Source organism: Streptomyces sp. NPDC041796 (genome assembly GCF_055590785.1).
This window is the reverse complement of sequence record NZ_JBVJAH010000001.1, coordinates 253377-268906: the sequence shown is the minus strand read 5'-3', so window position 1 is coordinate 268906 and position 15530 is coordinate 253377. Positions and strand designations below refer to the sequence as shown.

The following is a 15530-nucleotide window of genomic DNA, read 5'->3' as shown; positions in this document are numbered from 1 at the left end:
GCGCCGCCAGAGGGGGAGCCTCCGTATGGGATCGTCGTCGCCGCTTCAGCCGATCGGACCGCTGAGGGACGGTGACCCCCGCCGGTGCGGGCCGTACAGCGTCCTCGCGCGTCTGCGGGAGTCGGCGAGCGCGGTGCGGTACCTCGCGCGGGGCGACGACGGTTCGCGGGTGGTCGTCGCCGTGGCGCCTGCGGCGCTCGCGGAACTGCCCGCTTTCCGGCGCCGGTTCGCGGCGGAGGCACGCACGGCCGAGCGGCTGGCCGGGGGCTGGGTGGCGGGGCCGCTGGAGGCCGCCGTCGACGGGCCCGAGCTGTGGACGGCGACGCCCTACGTTCCCGCGCTCACCCTCGGCGAAGCGGTCGCCCTCGCCGGGCCGCTGCCCGAGCGGGCGGTGCGGGTGCTGGGCGCGGGGCTCGCCGAGACGCTGGCGCGGGTCCACGCGACCGGCGCCGTGCTGCACGGGCTCGCTCCCGGCACCGTGCTGCTGGCGGCCGACGGGCCTCGGCTGACCGCGTTCGGCGCGCTGGGCGCGGCCGAGTCGGCCCGGGCCCACGAGGGCGGGCAGTTGTCGGTACGGCTCGGCTACCTCACGCCCGAGCAGGTCGCCGGCCATGAGCCGGGCCCGCCGTCGGACGTCTTCGTGCTCGGACTGCTGCTGGCGTACGCGGCGACCGGTACCCCTCCGCTGGCGGACGCGGAGGCCATCGCGGACGCCGAGCCGGCCCTCGGTGCCGTCCCGGAAGACCTGCGCCCGCTGATCGCCCGGTGCCTCGCCAAGTGCCCGGAGGACCGCCCCGCGGCCGGGGAGGCCGCTGCGGCCCTGGCGCTGGAGGGTGCGGCGGCCCTGGCCCGGGGCGGCTGGCTCCCGGACCGGCTGGCCGAGGCGCTCGACGAGCAGGCGGCGCGGGTGGCGGCCCTGGAGGCGCCGGAAGAGGACACGGACGGGCGCACCGTACGCGTGGGGCGGCAGGCGCGGCGGGATCCCGTCACCACCGACCTCGTGGTGGCGCGCCCGTCCCGGGCGGCCGCCCCCGCTCCGCAGCCGGTCCTCCTCCCGCCCGCCCCGCGGGTCCAGGCACTGGCGCCCGCGCTCCCCGTGCCCGCCCACCCGGCGGCTCCCGCGCCGGGAGCCCCCGCAGCGGGACCCCCTGCCCTCTCCCGGCGCGGGCTGTTCACCGGGCTGGCCGCCGGGGTCACCGGAGCCGTCCTCGGGGGCGGTGGCGTCCTCGCGTTCACGTCCGGCGACGGCGAGGAGCCGCGTACCGACGCCAGGCCGGCCGCCCGGCCGCGCCCCGCCGTCACGGGGGTGCCGCCCCAGCCCCGCTGGGCCTACGAGCATCCCGCCACCGCCCGCTCCCCGCTGAACGCCGCCGTCTGGCGGGACCAGGCCCTGGTCCTCACCGGCAGCGCCCACACCACGGCCGTCGACCTCCGCACCGGCCGGCGCCTGTGGCAGCGCGCCGACGCCGCCTCCGTACACCGCGCCCTGACCATCGGGAAGGACCGGCTGCTCGTCCTGGGCGCCGACGGGTTCCTGCTGCTCTCCCCCGAGGACGGCGCGGTCGGGCAGCGGATGGCGTACCCGGACGGCGTCCGCCCGGCGTCGGTCGCCGGGCACTCCGGCACGGTCGTGTGGTTCACCGGCACGCTGGCGACCCGCACGTACCTCTTCGCGTACGACGTCGCACGGTCCAGGGAGCTGTGGCGGATCCAGGTGCCGAACGGGCGTGCCCCGTACGCCGCCGCCTACGAGGTGCTCACGCTGCGGCCGGACGCGCTCGTCGTGCGCCAGGACCCGCGGTCGCTGACGGCCGCTCAGGTCAAGGCCGCCAAGGGGCTGGCGGTTTTCTACTCGCACGACCGGGCCACCGGCGCGCGCCGGTGGTTCCGGCCGTTCGGTGCGGCACGGCCGGGCGGCGCGGTGTCCGGGGACGAGTCGGGACGGCTGTACGCGGCGGTCGCGGGCGGCCTGCAGGCGTTCGACACCCGTACCCGCAGGCCGCTGTGGAAGGTGCCGGGCGGCGCCGTCTTCGGGCGCGGCCGGGTGCACGGCGGCACGCTGTACGTCGCCGACCGCTCCCAGGCGGTGTACGCGGTCGATACGGCGACCGGCCGGACACGCTGGCGGCACGGTACGGAGGCGGCGGCAGGCGGTGACGCCCCGGACGTGACCGTCAGCACCAGCGGCCGCACCCTGCTCGTGGCGGGCGGGTCGCAGGTCACCGCGTTCGGGGCGGGCGACGGACGGCGGTTGTGGAAGTTCCAGAACGCCGGGGTCCAGGGCCCGGGCGGCACGGACATTTCGGCGGCCTACGGCGTGCTGGCGGCGGGGGCCGCGGGTGCGGTCGTCCGGCGGGACCGGATGTTCTACGGGCTGCCGGTGGAATAGCCAGGACGGGTGACCCTGCGGGGACGATCCCCCCACTCAGGCACTTAATACGCTTTTCATACCGTCCACCGCCCCATGATGAGGGCGGAGGTGATGGCATGTCAGGACGACTGCTTCGGACCGTCTGCGCCGCCGCGCTGCTGGCCGCGCTGCCCGCCGCTCCCGCGGCCGCCGCCCCCGAACCGCCCGGCCCGCCCACCGAGGCGGCCGGCCTGTCCCCCGAGGCGGCCGGCCCGTCCACCGAGGCGCCCGGCCCGCCCACCGAAACGGCCGGCCCGTCCACCGTGCCGGAGCTGCTGGCCCAGCTTCGCACGCTGTACCAGGAGGCGGAGGAGGCGACCGAGACGTACAACGCCACCGAGGAGGAGCTGAAGGCGGTCGCCGCCGAGACCAGGAAACTCACCGGCGACCTGACGAGGACGCGCGACTCCCTCGCCCGCGCCCGGGCGGAGGCCGGACGGCTCGCCCGCGCCCAGTACCAGGGCCGCACCGACTTCTCCTCCTCCCTGCGGCTGCTGCTCGCCCGGGACCCCGACCACGCCCTGGACCAGCACCACCTGCTCCGGCGTGCGGCCCGTGAACGGGCGGCGACCGTGGCCCGGCTGGAGAAGGGCGAGAAACGGGCGGACCGGCTGGCGACGGAGTCCCGCAAGGCGCTGGACCGGGAACAGACGCTGGCCGAGAAGCAGAAGAAGGCCCGCGACGAGGTGACGGCCCGGCTGAAGGAGGTCGAGGAGACCCTCGCCGCGCTGTCGGACGAGGAGGTCGAGGAGCTGACCGCCCTGGAGGAGGCCGAGACGGCGGACGCCCAGCGCGAACTCCTCGCCACCGGCGAGCTGGAGGGCGCCCGCGCCCCCTCCGACCTGGGCGAGGAGGCCCTGTCGTACGCCGCCGAACAGATCGGCAAGCCGTACGTGTGGGGCGCTGAGGGCCCCGAGTCCTTCGACTGCTCGGGCCTCACGTCGCAGGCGTGGGCGAAGGCGGGGCGGCCCATCCCCCGCACCAGTCAGGAACAGTGGCGCACCCTGCCCAAGGTGCCGCTGCGCTCCCTGCGTCCCGGGGACCTGGTGGTCTACTTCCCCAAGGCCACGCACGTGGCGATCTACCTGGGTGACGGGCTGGTCATCCAGGCCCCGCGCCCCGGCACCCGCGTCAAGGTCTCCCCCATCGCCGCCAACCCGCTCCTCGGCGCGGTCCGCCCCGACTCCAGGGCCCGCCCCCTGCGCTCCTACACCCCACCGGACCTGCCCACCGGCGCGGCGGACGGCGCGGACGAGGGATACGACGAGGGGTGAGGTCACCGCTCCGGCTGCCGTGCGAGTTCCCGGCCGATGACGCGGGCGCCGTCGGGGAAGGCGCCGGGGTTCGGGCCCGAGTAGTTGAGGCGGAGGAACGCCCCGGTGGGTTCGGCCGGGAACCACGCGTTTCCGTCGGCGACCATCACCCCGGCGGTCTCGCAGTCCCGGACGAGCCGGGGCACGTCGGTGGTGTCCGGCAGCCGCACCCACAGGTTCAGCCCGCCCCGGGGGACGGCCTCCAGGACTGCGGACGGCACGTGCTCGTGGAGCGCGCCGAGGAGGAGGTCACGGCGGGCGGCGAGCTGGTGGCGCAGGTTCCGCAGATGGGTGCGCCAGGCCGGCTGGGTGACGACGTCGAGCGCGACCGCCTGAAGGATGCCGCTGACGTACATGGCCTCGGCCTGGGCGTCGGCCAGGATGCGGTCCCGGACGGGCCCGCGGGCGGTGATGGCGGCGATGCGGACGGCCGGGGAGACGCTCTTGGTGAGCGACCGCAGGTGGATGACGTGCCCGCTGTCGTCCCGGGCCGCGATCGGCACCGGGTCGGCGTCGATGCCGAGGTCGTGCGCCCAGTCGTCCTCGATCAGGAACGCGCCGTGCGCGCGGACCGTGCCGAGGACGCGGTCGGCCAGGTCGGGAGACCAGCGGGCGCCGGTGGGGTTGGCGAAGTTGGGCTGCGCGTAGAACGCGCGCGCCCCGGTCCGCTCGAAGGCCCGCGCCAGCTCGTCGGGGTCGGGGCCGTGCGCCCCGCTGGGCACGGGCACGACCCGCACACCCGTCAGGGCGGCGGCGAGGATCGCGCCCCAGTAGGTGGGTGACTCCACCAGGAGCGGGCGGCCCGCGCCGACGACGGCGCGGAAGGCGGTGCTGAGGCCGCTCTGGCTGCCGGGGAAGACGACGACGTCACTCGGGGCCGGGGGTGCGAGCCCGACGGGCATCGCCGTGCCGATCTCGGCCGCGAACCAGGCCTGCAGCTCGGGAAGGCCCGCGGCCGGGGGGCGGCTCACGGTGCCGTCGCCGCGGGCCGCGCGGGTGAACGCGGCGCGGACCAGGCGCTCGGGCAGCAGGTCCCGGTCCGGGTAGCCCGAGTGCAGCGCGATCACGTCGTTGGGGAAGGTCCGCAGCGCCGGGGACAGGTGCGGGATGCGGTGCTGGGGCGCCCCGAGCGCCGCCGTCTGCCACCCGTAGTCGTTCGGGCGGGCCACACGGACGGCCCGGACGAAGGTCCCGACGCCGGGCCGGCTCTCCACCATTCCCCGGGCCGCCAGGGTGCGCAGCGCCTTCTGCACGGTGACCGGGCTGGCCCCGTACCGCGCGACCAGCGTCCGGGTGGACGGCAGCCTGGCGCCGGGGGCGGCTGTGGCGATCCATTCACCGAGGTCGGCGACGATCCGCGCACTGCTATCGTTGTCCATGAGGAACAACAGTAGCGCTACTCTGCTCGACGCGCCCGTGCTATCCCCCGCCCGCACCGGCCTCTCGTGGGGTCTGCTCGGCGTCGCGGCGTTCTCGTTCACCGTCCCCTTCACCCGGATCGCCGTCGAAGGCGGCGGAATGTCCCCGCTGTTCATCGGCTCCGGCCGGGCGGTGATCGCCGCGCTGCTCGCCGCCGCCGCGCTGCTGATGACGAGGCAGCGGCTGCCCCGCGGCATCCAGTGGGCCCGGCTGGCGGTCGTCGCCGGTGGCGTGGTCGTCGGCTTCCCCGTACTGACCTCCTACGCGCTGACCACCACGTCGGCCGGCCACGGCGCCGTCGTGATCGCGCTCCTCCCGGCCGCGACCGCGGTGATGGCCGTCCTCCGCGGCCACGAACGCCCCCCGGTCCGCTTCTGGGCGATGTCGGCCGTCGGCGCGCTCGCGGCCGTCGTGTTCGCCTCCCTCCAGGGCGGCGGCTTCGGTGGGCTCCACTGGTCCGACCTGCTCCTGCTGGCCGCGGTCCTCGCGGCGGGCATCGGCTACGCGGAAGGCGGCCTCCTCGCCCGTGAGCTGGGCGCCTGGCAGACCATCTCCTGGGCCCTGGTGCTCTCCGCGCCCCTGATGACCGCCCTCACCGGCTACGCGATGTCCCAGCGCCCCCCGACCGGCACCGCGACCGAATGGGCCGCGTTCGCCTACCTCGGCGTGATCAGCATGTTCCTCGGCTTCTTCGCCTGGTACCGCGGCCTCGCGATCGGCCCGATGGCCCAGGTCAGCCAAATACAGCTCGTCCAGCCCGTGATGACCATCGGCTGGGCGACCCTGCTCCTCGACGAACGGATCACCTGGCCCACCGTCCTCGGCGGTCTCACGGTCATCGCCTCGGCGGCGGTCGCGGTACGGACGCGGCTGGGTGGCGTGGCGGGCGGGAAGTAGGACCCCCTGGCACCGTCCGGGCCGGGCCGGGGAACGCGGCCCCTACGGGCAGTCCTCCTCGAACTTCACCGCGGTGAACTCGACCGGCTGCCCCGTGAGTTCCGTCCCCGGACCGGGCGTCTGCGTGCACACCTTCCAGTTGCTCTCCATCAGCACCATGCGGCCCTCGGCGGCATCCGTCACAGTGACCGATGTCCCCGGGTCGAGGGCCTCTCGTGCCGTCTTCACCGATTGCCCGGCGAGGTTCGGCATCCTGCCGCCGACCGCTTCCAGCGGTTTCCGGTCCTTGGCGGGGCAGCTCTCTTCGAGCTTCACGGCGCCGAAGTCCAGCTTGGAGGTCGTGGCCACCGTCCTGCCGGCGGCGATGTTCTGCGAGCAGACCTTCCAGTTCCGGTCAAGGGCCTGCATACGGCCTCGGCCCAGGCTGTCGTGCGACGACAGTCTGTAGAAGCCCTTGGCCTGGGCCGTGTCCTGCGCGGACTGCAGCCCCATGCCGACGAAGTCCGGTACGGGGACTTCCTTGCCGTTGCGCTCGGCGGAGGGCTTGGCCTTCTCCTTCGTCGGAGCCGACTTGCCGTCCGACTGTGCGGCCTGCTTGGGCTGCGCCGTGACGGTGACCGTCGCCTTGGGCGCGGGTTTCGCGCTGCTCGCGGCTTCCGTGGTATCGCTTCCGGCGCCACCGACGATGACGCCGACGAAGAACAGGCCGGCCGCGGAAGGAATGACGACCCGCTTCCGCGCCCAGCCGGGCCGCCCTCCGGGCGGCGTCGGAGGCTGCCCCCACTGGGGCTGGGTCTGGGAGTTCCAACTCATTCGTCCCCCAAGGGTGGTTCGTGGAGACATGACCGTAACGGCAGGGCGGGCGGCCGGGGGAGGCTGATCCTCCGGAAGTGACGGATCTGTGACGTCGGGTTGGCGGCCCTGCCGCGTGCGCCATTCCGTCGCCGCGTCCACTCGGTGAATCCAGGAGGAACCACCGCTGCCGGTGAGGCAGCGCTGTCGTCCGGTGGGGAGGAGAATGAACGGCATGGCCATGGTGGAAGACATCGATCTCCGCGGAATGCAGCACTGCGAGACGACCGCGCTGGGCGTGCTGCTGCGGCACGAGGGGCTCGACCTGTCCGAGCCCATGCTGTTCGGGCTCGGCTCCGGGCTGTCCTTCATCTACTGGGACAGCAAGGGCATGGGCTTCCCCTTCCTGGGAGGCCGGGTCAAGCCGTTCGAGCTCACGAGGAACCTGGCCTCCGTACTCGGACTCGACCTTGTGGTCGCGGAGACGACCTCGCCGCGCAAGGCGTGGCAGAACGTGGCGGCACCCATCGACGCCGGCCGGCCGGTCGGCCTCCAGCTCGACAGCTACCACCTGGACTACTTCCGTACGAAGGTGCATTTCGGCGGACACGTCGTGGCCATGTACGGCTACGACGAACAGGACGCCTACCTGGTGGACACCGCCCCGCAGGGCGGAGCCGTCTCGACCAGCCTCGCCGGCCTGGCCAGGGCCAGAGCGGAGCGCGGCCCCATGACCGCCAAGCACCGCTCTTTCACCATCGCCGCGCCCACCGGCCTGACGTCACCGGAGGACCGGATCGTCCCCGCGATCAGGGCCTGCGCCGACGCCTTCCTGAATCCGCCCATCGCGAACCTGGGTCACCGGGGCATCGAGAAGACCGCCGGGCACGTGCCGAACTGGCTTCAGCGCAGCGGCAATCCGCAGGAGGACCTGCCGCGGGCCGCCACCCTCATGGAGAGGGCCGGCACCGGCGGCGCCCTGTTCCGCAATCTCTACCGGGACTTCCTTGCCGAGTGTGCCCAGCTCATCGACAGCAGCCACCTGCGCACGGGCCACAGCCTGTACACCGAGGCCGCCATCCTCTGGACCGAGGTGGCCGCGCTCGTCACCGCGGCAGGCGAATCCGGCGACGAGAAGAACCTCCTGCGGGCCGGCTCCGTCCTCCATGAGCTCGCGCGCATCGAACGGGATGCGATGCGGGCACTCAGCATGCTCTAGGTCCCTGCCCGGCGGGCCGTCGGCCGGCCGCCGGCAGCGGTGCCGCGAGCGCTGAGCGAGGTGCCCCCAGCCGGTCGAGGCCGGGGGCACCGGATGTGAACGGAGACGCGGTCAGGCTTCGGTGACCGAGGCCAGGTAGGCCGCCGTCTTCTCGGGGTCGTAGAAGAAGTCCTCGAAGTCCGCCGGGTTGTTGAAACCGTTCGCGAAGCGGTCCGCCACCGGCTGGAGCCCGCCCGCGGCGCCGATGAGGTTGAGGACGTGCTCCGGAGGGACGCCGAGCATGGCGTTGGTCCACTTGGTGACGTGCTGGGCGGTGTCCCAGTAGCGGTCGAAGGTCTGCCGCATCCAGGGCTCGTCGAACGGCTGGTCGCCGTGTTCCACGATGGACGCCAGGTAGGAAGCCGCGCACTTGGAGGCCGAGTTGGAGCCCTGGCCGGTGATCGGGTCGTTGGCGACGACGACGTCGGCGACGCCGAGGACCAGTCCTCCGCCCGGGAGCCGGCCGATGGGGTTGCGGACGGTGGGGGCGTAGCGGCCGGAGAGGGTGCCGTTGGCGTCGGTCAGTTCGACCTTGGTGGCGCGCGCGTACTCCCACGGCGTGAACTTCTCCATCAGCTCCAGGGTGAGGGAGAGGTGCTCGGAGGGGTCCTTGACGCCCTGGAAGACGTCCAGCGGGCCGCCCGGGATGCCCTCCCAGAAGAGGATGTCCGCCCGGCCGGAGGTGGTGAGGGTCGGCATGATGAACAGCTCGCCGACCCCGGGGACCAGGTTGCAGCGGACCGCGTCGAAGTCCGGGTGCTCGGGTCGCGGGCCGAGGCCGTGCACGTACGCGACGGCGAGCGCGCGCTGCGGCTCGCTGTACGGGGAGCGGGAGGCGTCCCTGCCGAACATCGACACCAGCTCGCCCTTGCCGGCGGAGACCAGCACCAGGTCGTAGGTGCGGGAGAAGTAGTCCAGGTCGGAGACGGCCGCCCCGTGGATCACGAGCTGGCACCCGCGCTGCGCGAAGGTCTCCATCCAGCCGGCCATCTTCACGCGCTGGTCGACGGACTGGGCGTACCCGTCGAGCTTGCCGACCCAGTCGATGGCGCGCGAGGCGTCGGGCGCGGCGACCGAGACGCCGAGGCCCTCGATGCGCGGGGCCTGGGACTCCCAGAAGTTGATGCCGAGGTCCCGCTCGTGCTGGAGCGCGGTGTGGAACATGCACTGCGTGGACATCACCCGGCCGGCCCGGATCTCGTCCGCCGTGCGGTTGGACATCAGGGTGACCTCGTAGCCCTGCGACTGGAGCCCCAGGGCGAGCTGGAGTCCGGACTGCCCGGCTCCGACGATGAGTATCTTCCGCATCGAAGGTCTCTTTTCCTTACTCAGGGGTGGTTTCGAGGGCACGGGCGACCAGCGCCAGCAGTGACTCGACCACCGTGATCCGCTTCCGGGCGTCCATGATCACGATCGGTACGTCCTTGGGCACGGTGAGCGCCTCGCGTACGTCCTCCGCCTCGAACAGCTCGGTGCCCTCGAAGTGGTTGACCGCCACGACGTACGGCAGGCCGCAGCTCTCGAAGTAGTCGAGCGCCGGGAAGCAGTCGGTCAGCCTCCGGGTGTCGGCCATGACGATCGCGCCGATCGCGCCGCGCACCAGGTCGTCCCACATGAACCAGAAACGCTGCTGTCCCGGCGTACCGAAGAGGTACAGCACCAGGTCGTCGTCGAGCGTGATGCGCCCGAAGTCCATGGCGACGGTGGTGGTGAGCTTGTCGGGCGTGGCGGAGAGGTCGTCGGTGTCCTCGCTCGCCTGCGTCATCAGCGCTTCGGTCTGCAGCGGCGTGATCTCGGAGACCGACCCGACGAAGGTCGTCTTGCCGACGCCGAAGCCGCCCGCGACCACGACCTTCGTCGCGATGGGGGCGCGGGTGTGGTCGAGCTGCCAGGCCTGGACCTCTTCCTGGGCCTCGGGCTCTTCCACGGGTATCTCAGAGGCGACGGAGACCACTCAGCACCCTTTCGAGCAGTGCGCGGTCGGGCTGGCCGGTGCCGTGACCGGTGCCGTACACGCGGATTCTCCCCTGGTCCGCCAGGTCGCTGAGCAGCACCCGGACGACGCCCAGCGGCATCTTCAGCAGCGCGGAGATCTCGGCCACCGTACGCATCCGGCGGCAGATCTCGACGATCGCCCGCATCTCCGGCATGACGCGGGAGGCGAGGCCGCCGTTCGTCAGTTCCTTGCGCTCCTCGGGCGCCTCCAGCGCGGCGACGAACGTCTCGACGAGCAGGACGTGGGCGAAGCGGGTGCGGCCGCCGGTGAGCGAGTAGGGGCGGACGCGGGCGGGCCGCCGCCCGCCGCCCCGGACCGGCAGTCGGCCGGCGGCGGATGCGGAGGTCATTCGGCACTCTCCATCGACTTGCGCAGCTCGCTGCGGAGTTCGGGCGTGAGTACGTGTCCGGCGCGGCCGACGAAGAGTGCCATGTGGTACGCGACGACGCTCATGTCGCAGTCGGGCGTGGCGTGCACGCCGAGGAGGGAGCCGTCGCTGATCGTCATGACGAAGACGCTGCCCTCCTCCATCGCGACCATCGTCTGCTTGACGTTGCCGCCGTCCATGAGCTTGGCGGCGCCGATGGTGAGGCTGCCGATGCCGGAGACGATGGTGGCGAGGTCGGCGGCCGCTCCGCGCGGCCCGTCGGACCGGGCCTGGTCGGCGGGGGCCTTGCCCTTCCGCTCCGCCGGGTCCGAGGAGAGCAGCAGCAGCCCGTCGGACGAGACGACGGCCACGGACCGGACCCCTGGCACCTCCTCGACGAGGTTGCCGAGCAGCCACTGGAGGTTCTTGGCCTCGCTGCTCAGTCCGAACGTTGCGGTGCCGGTGGTACTGCCGGTCGTCGCAGTCAACTGCGTGCCTCCTCGACTGTGTCCCCCGTCTCTTCGGTACGTACCGCTTCCAACTGTTGCGTGCTTTCCGCGATCTCCGCCTCGGCATCGCGGCGGCCCTCCATGGCGCCCTTGTGGAACCCGCCGAGCCTGCGCCGCAGCGCCTCGGCGTCGACGCCGCCCTTGCGCCCGGCGGGCGGCGCGGTCGGCTCGACGATCTTGGGTGTGCGCTTGGGCAGGCCCTTGTCGGTGACGCGTTCCCACTTGGGCTCGCGTACGCGCGGCTCCCCAGCCTCGTGCTCGTCGGCCCCGTGGTCGTCGCCCTTGTGCTCGTCGGCCCGCTCGTGGGTGTCCGCCCGCTCGTGGGTGTCCGGCTCGTCGGCGGGCGTCTCGGGCTCGGTCGCGGGCTCGGTCGCCGTCTCGGGCTCGGTCTCGGGCCCGGTCTCGGGCTCGGTCGCCGCCTCGGGCTCGGGGTCGGGCTGCGGCTCCGGCTCGCGCGGCGCGCGGACCTGGAGGGTCGTCTCGGGCTCGACGGCGTCGTCCTCCGGGGCGGCGGCCGGCTCGGTGGCTTCCGGCGTGGCGCGGAGCGCGGCTTCGGCGGCGGCGACCATGGGGTCACGGGCCGTGCGGGCGCCGGGCAGGGTGTTGGAGTTGGCTTCGGCGACCGAGCCCGGGAGGTTCAGTGTGGGGGCCGTGCCCGCGACGGTGACCGACGGGGGCAGGGCGGTCGGCGGGGCGTCCGGGAGCAGGGCGGGCGGGAGGACGACGACCGCCGTCACGCCGCCCTGTTTCTGGTCGCGCAGCCGGACCCGTACACCGTGCCGTGCCGCGAGCAGCGCGGTGACGCGGATGCCGAGGCCCTCGCCCTCCCGGTCGGCCTCCGACTCGGGCAGGGCCTCCGGGTCTGCCAGGCGGGCGTTCAGCTCGGTGAGCCGGCCCTCCGTCATCCCTATGCCCGTGTCCTCGACGGAGAGCATCACCTCGCCGCTCTCCAGCAGCCAGCCGGAGAGCTGGACCTTCGCGTCCGGCGGCGAGAAGGACGTGGCGTTCTCCAGCAGCTCCGCCAGCAGGTGCGAGAGGTCGTCGGCGGCGAACCCGGCGACGTACGCGTGGGGCGGCAGCGACTGGATGGTGACCCGCTCGTACCGTTCGATCTCGCTGACGGCGGCGCGCAGTACGTCGACCAGCGGGACGGGGCCCTGGTGGGCGTGGTTGTGCTCGTGGCCGGCGAGGACGAGGAGGTTCTCGCTGTGCCGCCGCATGACGGTGGCCATGTGGTCGAGCTTGAAGAGCGTGGCGAGCCGCTCCGGGTCCTGCTCGCGCTCCTCCAGCTTCTCGATGACGGCGAGCTGCCGTTCGACGAGCCCGAGCGTACGGAGGGAGAGGTTGACGAACGTGTGGTGGACGCTGCCGCGCAGCGCCTCGAGTTCGGCGCTGACCTCGGTGGTCCGGTCGCGCAGTTCGGCCCGCTGCGTCGCCAGTTCGGCGGCGAGGGCCTCGCGGGCGGCGACGGCGTCGGTGCGTTCGGCGTCGAGCTGCTCGGCGCGGGCGCCGAGGTCGCGCAGCTTGCCGTGCAGGGTGTTGAGGGAGCGTACGACCTGGGCGAACTCGTCGTTGCGGCCGGTGAACCGGACCGGCTCCTCCGTCTCGGGCGTCTCCGCGAGGCGGGCGGCACCGATGCGGAGGACGGCGAGCGGCCGGGTGAGGGTGCGGGCGACGGCGGTGGAGACACCGATCGCGACGAGCAGGCAGCCGCCGAGGAGCGCGATGCGCAGTTCGAGCGCGGTGACGTCGTCGTCGCGGAGCTGCTCCATGCGGCGCACCTCACCGGTGGCGAGGGAGGACTCGACGCCCCGCATCTGTTCGATGCGGGCGGTGAGGGTCGCCCGGAGCTTCTCCTGGTCGGTCTTGCGTTCGTCGTCGGACAGTTCGGGCCGGTCGGTGAGGCGCGCGAGGTACGTTTCGGCGCTCTTGACCTCGGGGCCGGTGACGGTGGCGGCCAGGGAGTCCCGGGCGGCGGGCGGGGCGGCCTGGTCGAAGTCGGCGAGGGCGGCCTGTTCGCGGACGCGGGACTGCTGGGCGGCGGCGCTGAGGGCGCCGCGGGCTCGGTCGGCCTCGTCGGCGGCGGGGTCCTCGGGCTCGACGTACTGGCCGGTGACCGGGTCGTAGACGAGGCCGGTCTTCTTCTTGCCGGGCACGGCGAGCGCGCCGAGGAGCAGGCCGCGGGTGGCGGAGGCCTGGTCGACGGCGCGGCCGAGTTCGGTCAGGGCGTGGGTGCCGGCGCCCGCGTCGGCGGCGCGTGCGGGGGTCTTGTCGGCGAGCTCGGCGGAGAGGGCCTGGAGCTTGGTGATGACGTCGGTGTAGGCGCGGTGGGCTTCCATCGCGGTGCCCTTGCCGGTGAGGGCGGTGCGCCGGACGGCGGGGAGGCCGGCGAGTTCACGGCGGAGGTCGTCGGGGGCGGCGGCGTGGATCTCCTCGATCTGCCGGTCGACGCGGGCGCGGTGGGCGGTGTCCACGGAGGGCGTCTTCGCCTTGTCGCCGGTTCCGGCACCGGCCGCGCCGTCCCCGTCGGGGTTGTCGGTCCGGGCGCCTCGTCCGGCGGCGATGTACGCGGTGACCTCGTCGCGCTCGTCGGCGAGGGAGTGCGCGAGGGTGACCGCCTGCCGGTTGAGCTCGGCGAGGGTGACCAGTCGCTGGGAGTCGTTGAGGTCGCCGGAGGCGGTGAGGACTGCGGGCGCTCCGGCCCCTATGACGGTGATCCCGACCAGGGCGACGCCGGCGACGAGCCGGCTGCGTACGCGTACGCGGCGGCCGCCCGGTGCCTGGGGGTCGCCGGGAGTCTCACTGCGCTTCTGCACCGGTGCTCACATTCTTGAACTCGTCCGCCCATGAAGCAGAGGTGACGACCGGTCACGTGTGCGAACAGCCCCCCAACCCCTGGTACGGCTCTCGACCATTCCAGCGCCGTTGTTGAAGGAGGCACACGTCGGCCACTCCGCCACCCGAACGAGTGAACAACACTCCCGAGTTGGCGAACAACTCTCCCGGGCGCGTGCCCGAGGGGGCCTCGGGGGGACGGGTTGAAACATCCACGCGGGCTTTGACAGGATGCCCGCCCGCATCTCGCCGGGGGCCGGAACTCCGGGCGTGCCCACATGCTGACCTGCCGGTACGGGCCGATTCCCGTCTCTTGGGGGTCGTGTGAAGAAGTCATGCAGACTGGACCCATGCAGAGCGAGATCTCGTCCGTCCCGGGCACGCCGGAACGCCCCAACGAGGACTGGGCTTCCGTGGTGGTTCCCGCGTCCGGCCAGGGAGGTGCTCTGGTGGTGCTGGACGGGGTCACGCCGCCGATCGACGATGACGGTTGTGTGCACTCGGTGCCCTGGTTCACCGCGAGGCTGGGTGGCGCCCTGACCGAACTGTCCGGTTCCCGCCCGGACCTGACGTTGACCGAGATCCTGTCGGAGGCAATTCGGCGCACCGCGGACGCCCACCGCGGCATGTGTGACCTTTCTCACGTGCGCACGCCTCAGGCGACGGTGGTCGTGGCGCGTTGGAACGCCTTGAGCGTCGAGTATCTGGTGCTGGCCGACTCGGTGCTGCTGCTCCGGTCGCCGGAGGGGGCGGTGCGGGCCGTGGTGGACGACCGGCTCGACCGGTTGCCGCCGGGCTCGCTGGCGTCGCACGCGATCACGGACACGACCGTGCGGAACAAGGAGGGCGGTTTCTTCACCGCGGCCGCGGACCCGTCGGTGGCGGTCCGCGCGGTCACCGGCAGCGTCCCGTCGGCCGAGGTGCGGGCGCTGGTCGCCATGACGGACGGGGCGACGCGCTGGACGGAGGTGTTCGGGATGGGTGACTGGGCGGACTGCTTCGCGGTGGTGGGCAAGGAGGGCGCGCGCGGGCTGATCGCCCGGGTGCGGGAGCTGGAGGCGTCGCCCTCGTACGCGTACCGCTGGAAGAGGCACGACGACGCGACGGTTGTCCACGTCGAACTCTGAGGGGGCGGCCCCGTCGACGCGGGGCCGGAAGGTCCCTTCGGGGGTTCAGCTCTCGGCCGAGGTGTTGAACTGGTGCAGCAGCCGGGCCAGCTCGGCGACCTCGGCGCGGTCCCAGTCGGCGAGCTTGCGTACGTAGCGGGCGCGGCGGGCGTCGCGTACGTGGCGGAATCGGCTGCGGCCCTCGTCGGTGAGGCGGACGAGGGAGGCACGGCCGTCGGCGGGGTCGGGGTCGCGGGCGACGAGCCCGAGGTCCTCCAGGGCGCGGAGCTGGCGGCTCATGGTGGCCTTGCCGACGCCGAAGTATCCGGCGAGATCGGTGGCCCGCTGTGTGCCGGCCTCGTCCAGGCGGACGAGGAGGCCGTATGCGGCGGGTTCGAGTTCCGGGTGGACCTCGCGGGCCATCTCGCCGGACGAGGCGCGGGCTCGGCGAAGGAAGACGGACAATTCACGCTCCAGGGCGAGGAACTCGCGGTCCACACCGCATCCCTCGTCGCTTTCGGCGTCACTCCCCGTACGGCTTCCCTGCACGTCAGCACCCTTCGCGCGCGTTCCTCGGCTGTCGAGAGCCGGTTTCGGCGGCGGCCATCGCCGCAGCTCGCCCAGTATT

Annotated in this window: 13 protein-coding genes; 5 read left to right on the top strand and 8 right to left on the bottom strand. The window is 73.3% G+C overall.

The features are described 5' to 3' along the window. Nucleotides 1–25: 25 nt before the first annotated feature. Together ACZ6C1_RS01230 and ACZ6C1_RS01225 are read left to right on the top strand one after the other, a co-directional pair. Complete coding sequence (locus ACZ6C1_RS01230; RefSeq protein ID WP_469236549.1) at nt 26–2389, top strand: outer membrane protein assembly factor BamB family protein; 2364 nt, start codon at nt 26–28, stop codon at nt 2387–2389. A 98-nt stretch (nt 2390–2487) separates the two neighbouring features. Further along, nucleotides 2488–3684 (top strand): C40 family peptidase, encoded by a 1197-nt coding sequence (locus ACZ6C1_RS01225; protein ID WP_469236547.1) that lies wholly within the window; start codon nt 2488–2490, stop codon nt 3682–3684. 2 nt (nt 3685–3686) lie between these two features. On the opposite strand, the gene ACZ6C1_RS01220 is transcribed toward ACZ6C1_RS01225, so the two are convergent. Continuing rightward, nucleotides 3687–5102, bottom strand: coding sequence for an aminotransferase-like domain-containing protein (locus ACZ6C1_RS01220; protein ID WP_469236545.1), 1416 nt, complete (start codon nt 5100–5102; stop codon nt 3687–3689). Between ACZ6C1_RS01220 and ACZ6C1_RS01215 the strand changes: the two genes are divergently transcribed. Next, nucleotides 5101–6039: a DMT family transporter gene (locus ACZ6C1_RS01215; protein WP_469236543.1), complete on the top strand. Its 939-nt coding sequence runs from the start codon at nt 5101–5103 to the stop codon at nt 6037–6039. The two genes, ACZ6C1_RS01220 and ACZ6C1_RS01215, sit on opposite strands and share 2 nt — an antisense overlap. Nucleotides 6040–6081: 42 nt before the next feature. Here ACZ6C1_RS01215 and ACZ6C1_RS01210 read toward each other — a convergent pair whose 3' ends face one another. Beyond that, complete coding sequence (locus ACZ6C1_RS01210; protein ID WP_469236541.1) at nt 6082–6852, bottom strand: hypothetical protein; 771 nt, start codon at nt 6850–6852, stop codon at nt 6082–6084. Nucleotides 6853–7066: 214 nt separating this feature from the next. Between ACZ6C1_RS01210 and ACZ6C1_RS01205 the strand changes: the two genes are divergently transcribed. Continuing rightward, nucleotides 7067–8050, top strand: a complete 984-nt coding sequence (locus ACZ6C1_RS01205) for a BtrH N-terminal domain-containing protein (RefSeq protein WP_469236539.1) — start codon at nt 7067–7069, stop codon at nt 8048–8050. 111 nt (nt 8051–8161) lie between these two features. Here ACZ6C1_RS01205 and ACZ6C1_RS01200 read toward each other — a convergent pair whose 3' ends face one another. The 5 genes from ACZ6C1_RS01200 to ACZ6C1_RS01180 are packed head-to-tail and all read right to left on the bottom strand — an operon-like array spanning nt 8162 to nt 13777. Then, entirely contained in the window at nt 8162–9397 is a 1236-nt protein-coding gene (locus tag ACZ6C1_RS01200) for a styrene monooxygenase/indole monooxygenase family protein (RefSeq protein WP_469236537.1), read from the bottom strand. A gap of 16 nt (nt 9398–9413) precedes the next feature. Beyond that, the gene (locus tag ACZ6C1_RS01195) at nt 9414–10043 is read right to left on the bottom strand and encodes a GTP-binding protein (RefSeq protein ID WP_469236535.1); all 630 of its coding nucleotides are present in this window, start codon (nt 10041–10043) and stop codon (nt 9414–9416) included. Beyond that, entirely contained in the window at nt 10024–10434 is a 411-nt protein-coding gene (locus ACZ6C1_RS01190; RefSeq protein WP_469236533.1) for a DUF742 domain-containing protein, read from the bottom strand. Before ACZ6C1_RS01190 ends, ACZ6C1_RS01195 begins: the two co-directional genes overlap by 20 nt. Then, on the bottom strand, nt 10431–10940 hold the full coding sequence (locus ACZ6C1_RS01185) for a roadblock/LC7 domain-containing protein (RefSeq protein ID WP_469236531.1): 510 nt from the start codon (nt 10938–10940) through the stop codon (nt 10431–10433). The genes ACZ6C1_RS01190 and ACZ6C1_RS01185 overlap by 4 nt, the downstream gene beginning before the upstream one ends. Next, nucleotides 10937–13777, bottom strand: coding sequence for a nitrate- and nitrite sensing domain-containing protein (locus ACZ6C1_RS01180; protein WP_469236529.1), 2841 nt, complete (start codon nt 13775–13777; stop codon nt 10937–10939). The genes ACZ6C1_RS01185 and ACZ6C1_RS01180 overlap by 4 nt, the downstream gene beginning before the upstream one ends. Nucleotides 13778–14146: 369 nt before the next feature. Here ACZ6C1_RS01180 and ACZ6C1_RS01175 point away from each other — a divergent pair, with 369 nt between their 5' ends. Then, complete coding sequence (locus ACZ6C1_RS01175) at nt 14147–14923, top strand: hypothetical protein (RefSeq protein ID WP_469236527.1); 777 nt, start codon at nt 14147–14149, stop codon at nt 14921–14923. 45 nt (nt 14924–14968) lie between these two features. Here ACZ6C1_RS01175 and ACZ6C1_RS01170 read toward each other — a convergent pair whose 3' ends face one another. Then, a complete protein-coding gene (locus ACZ6C1_RS01170) occupies nt 14969–15451 on the bottom strand; it encodes a MarR family winged helix-turn-helix transcriptional regulator (protein ID WP_469236525.1) in 483 nt (160 codons plus the stop codon). Nucleotides 15452–15530 lie beyond the last annotated feature (79 nt).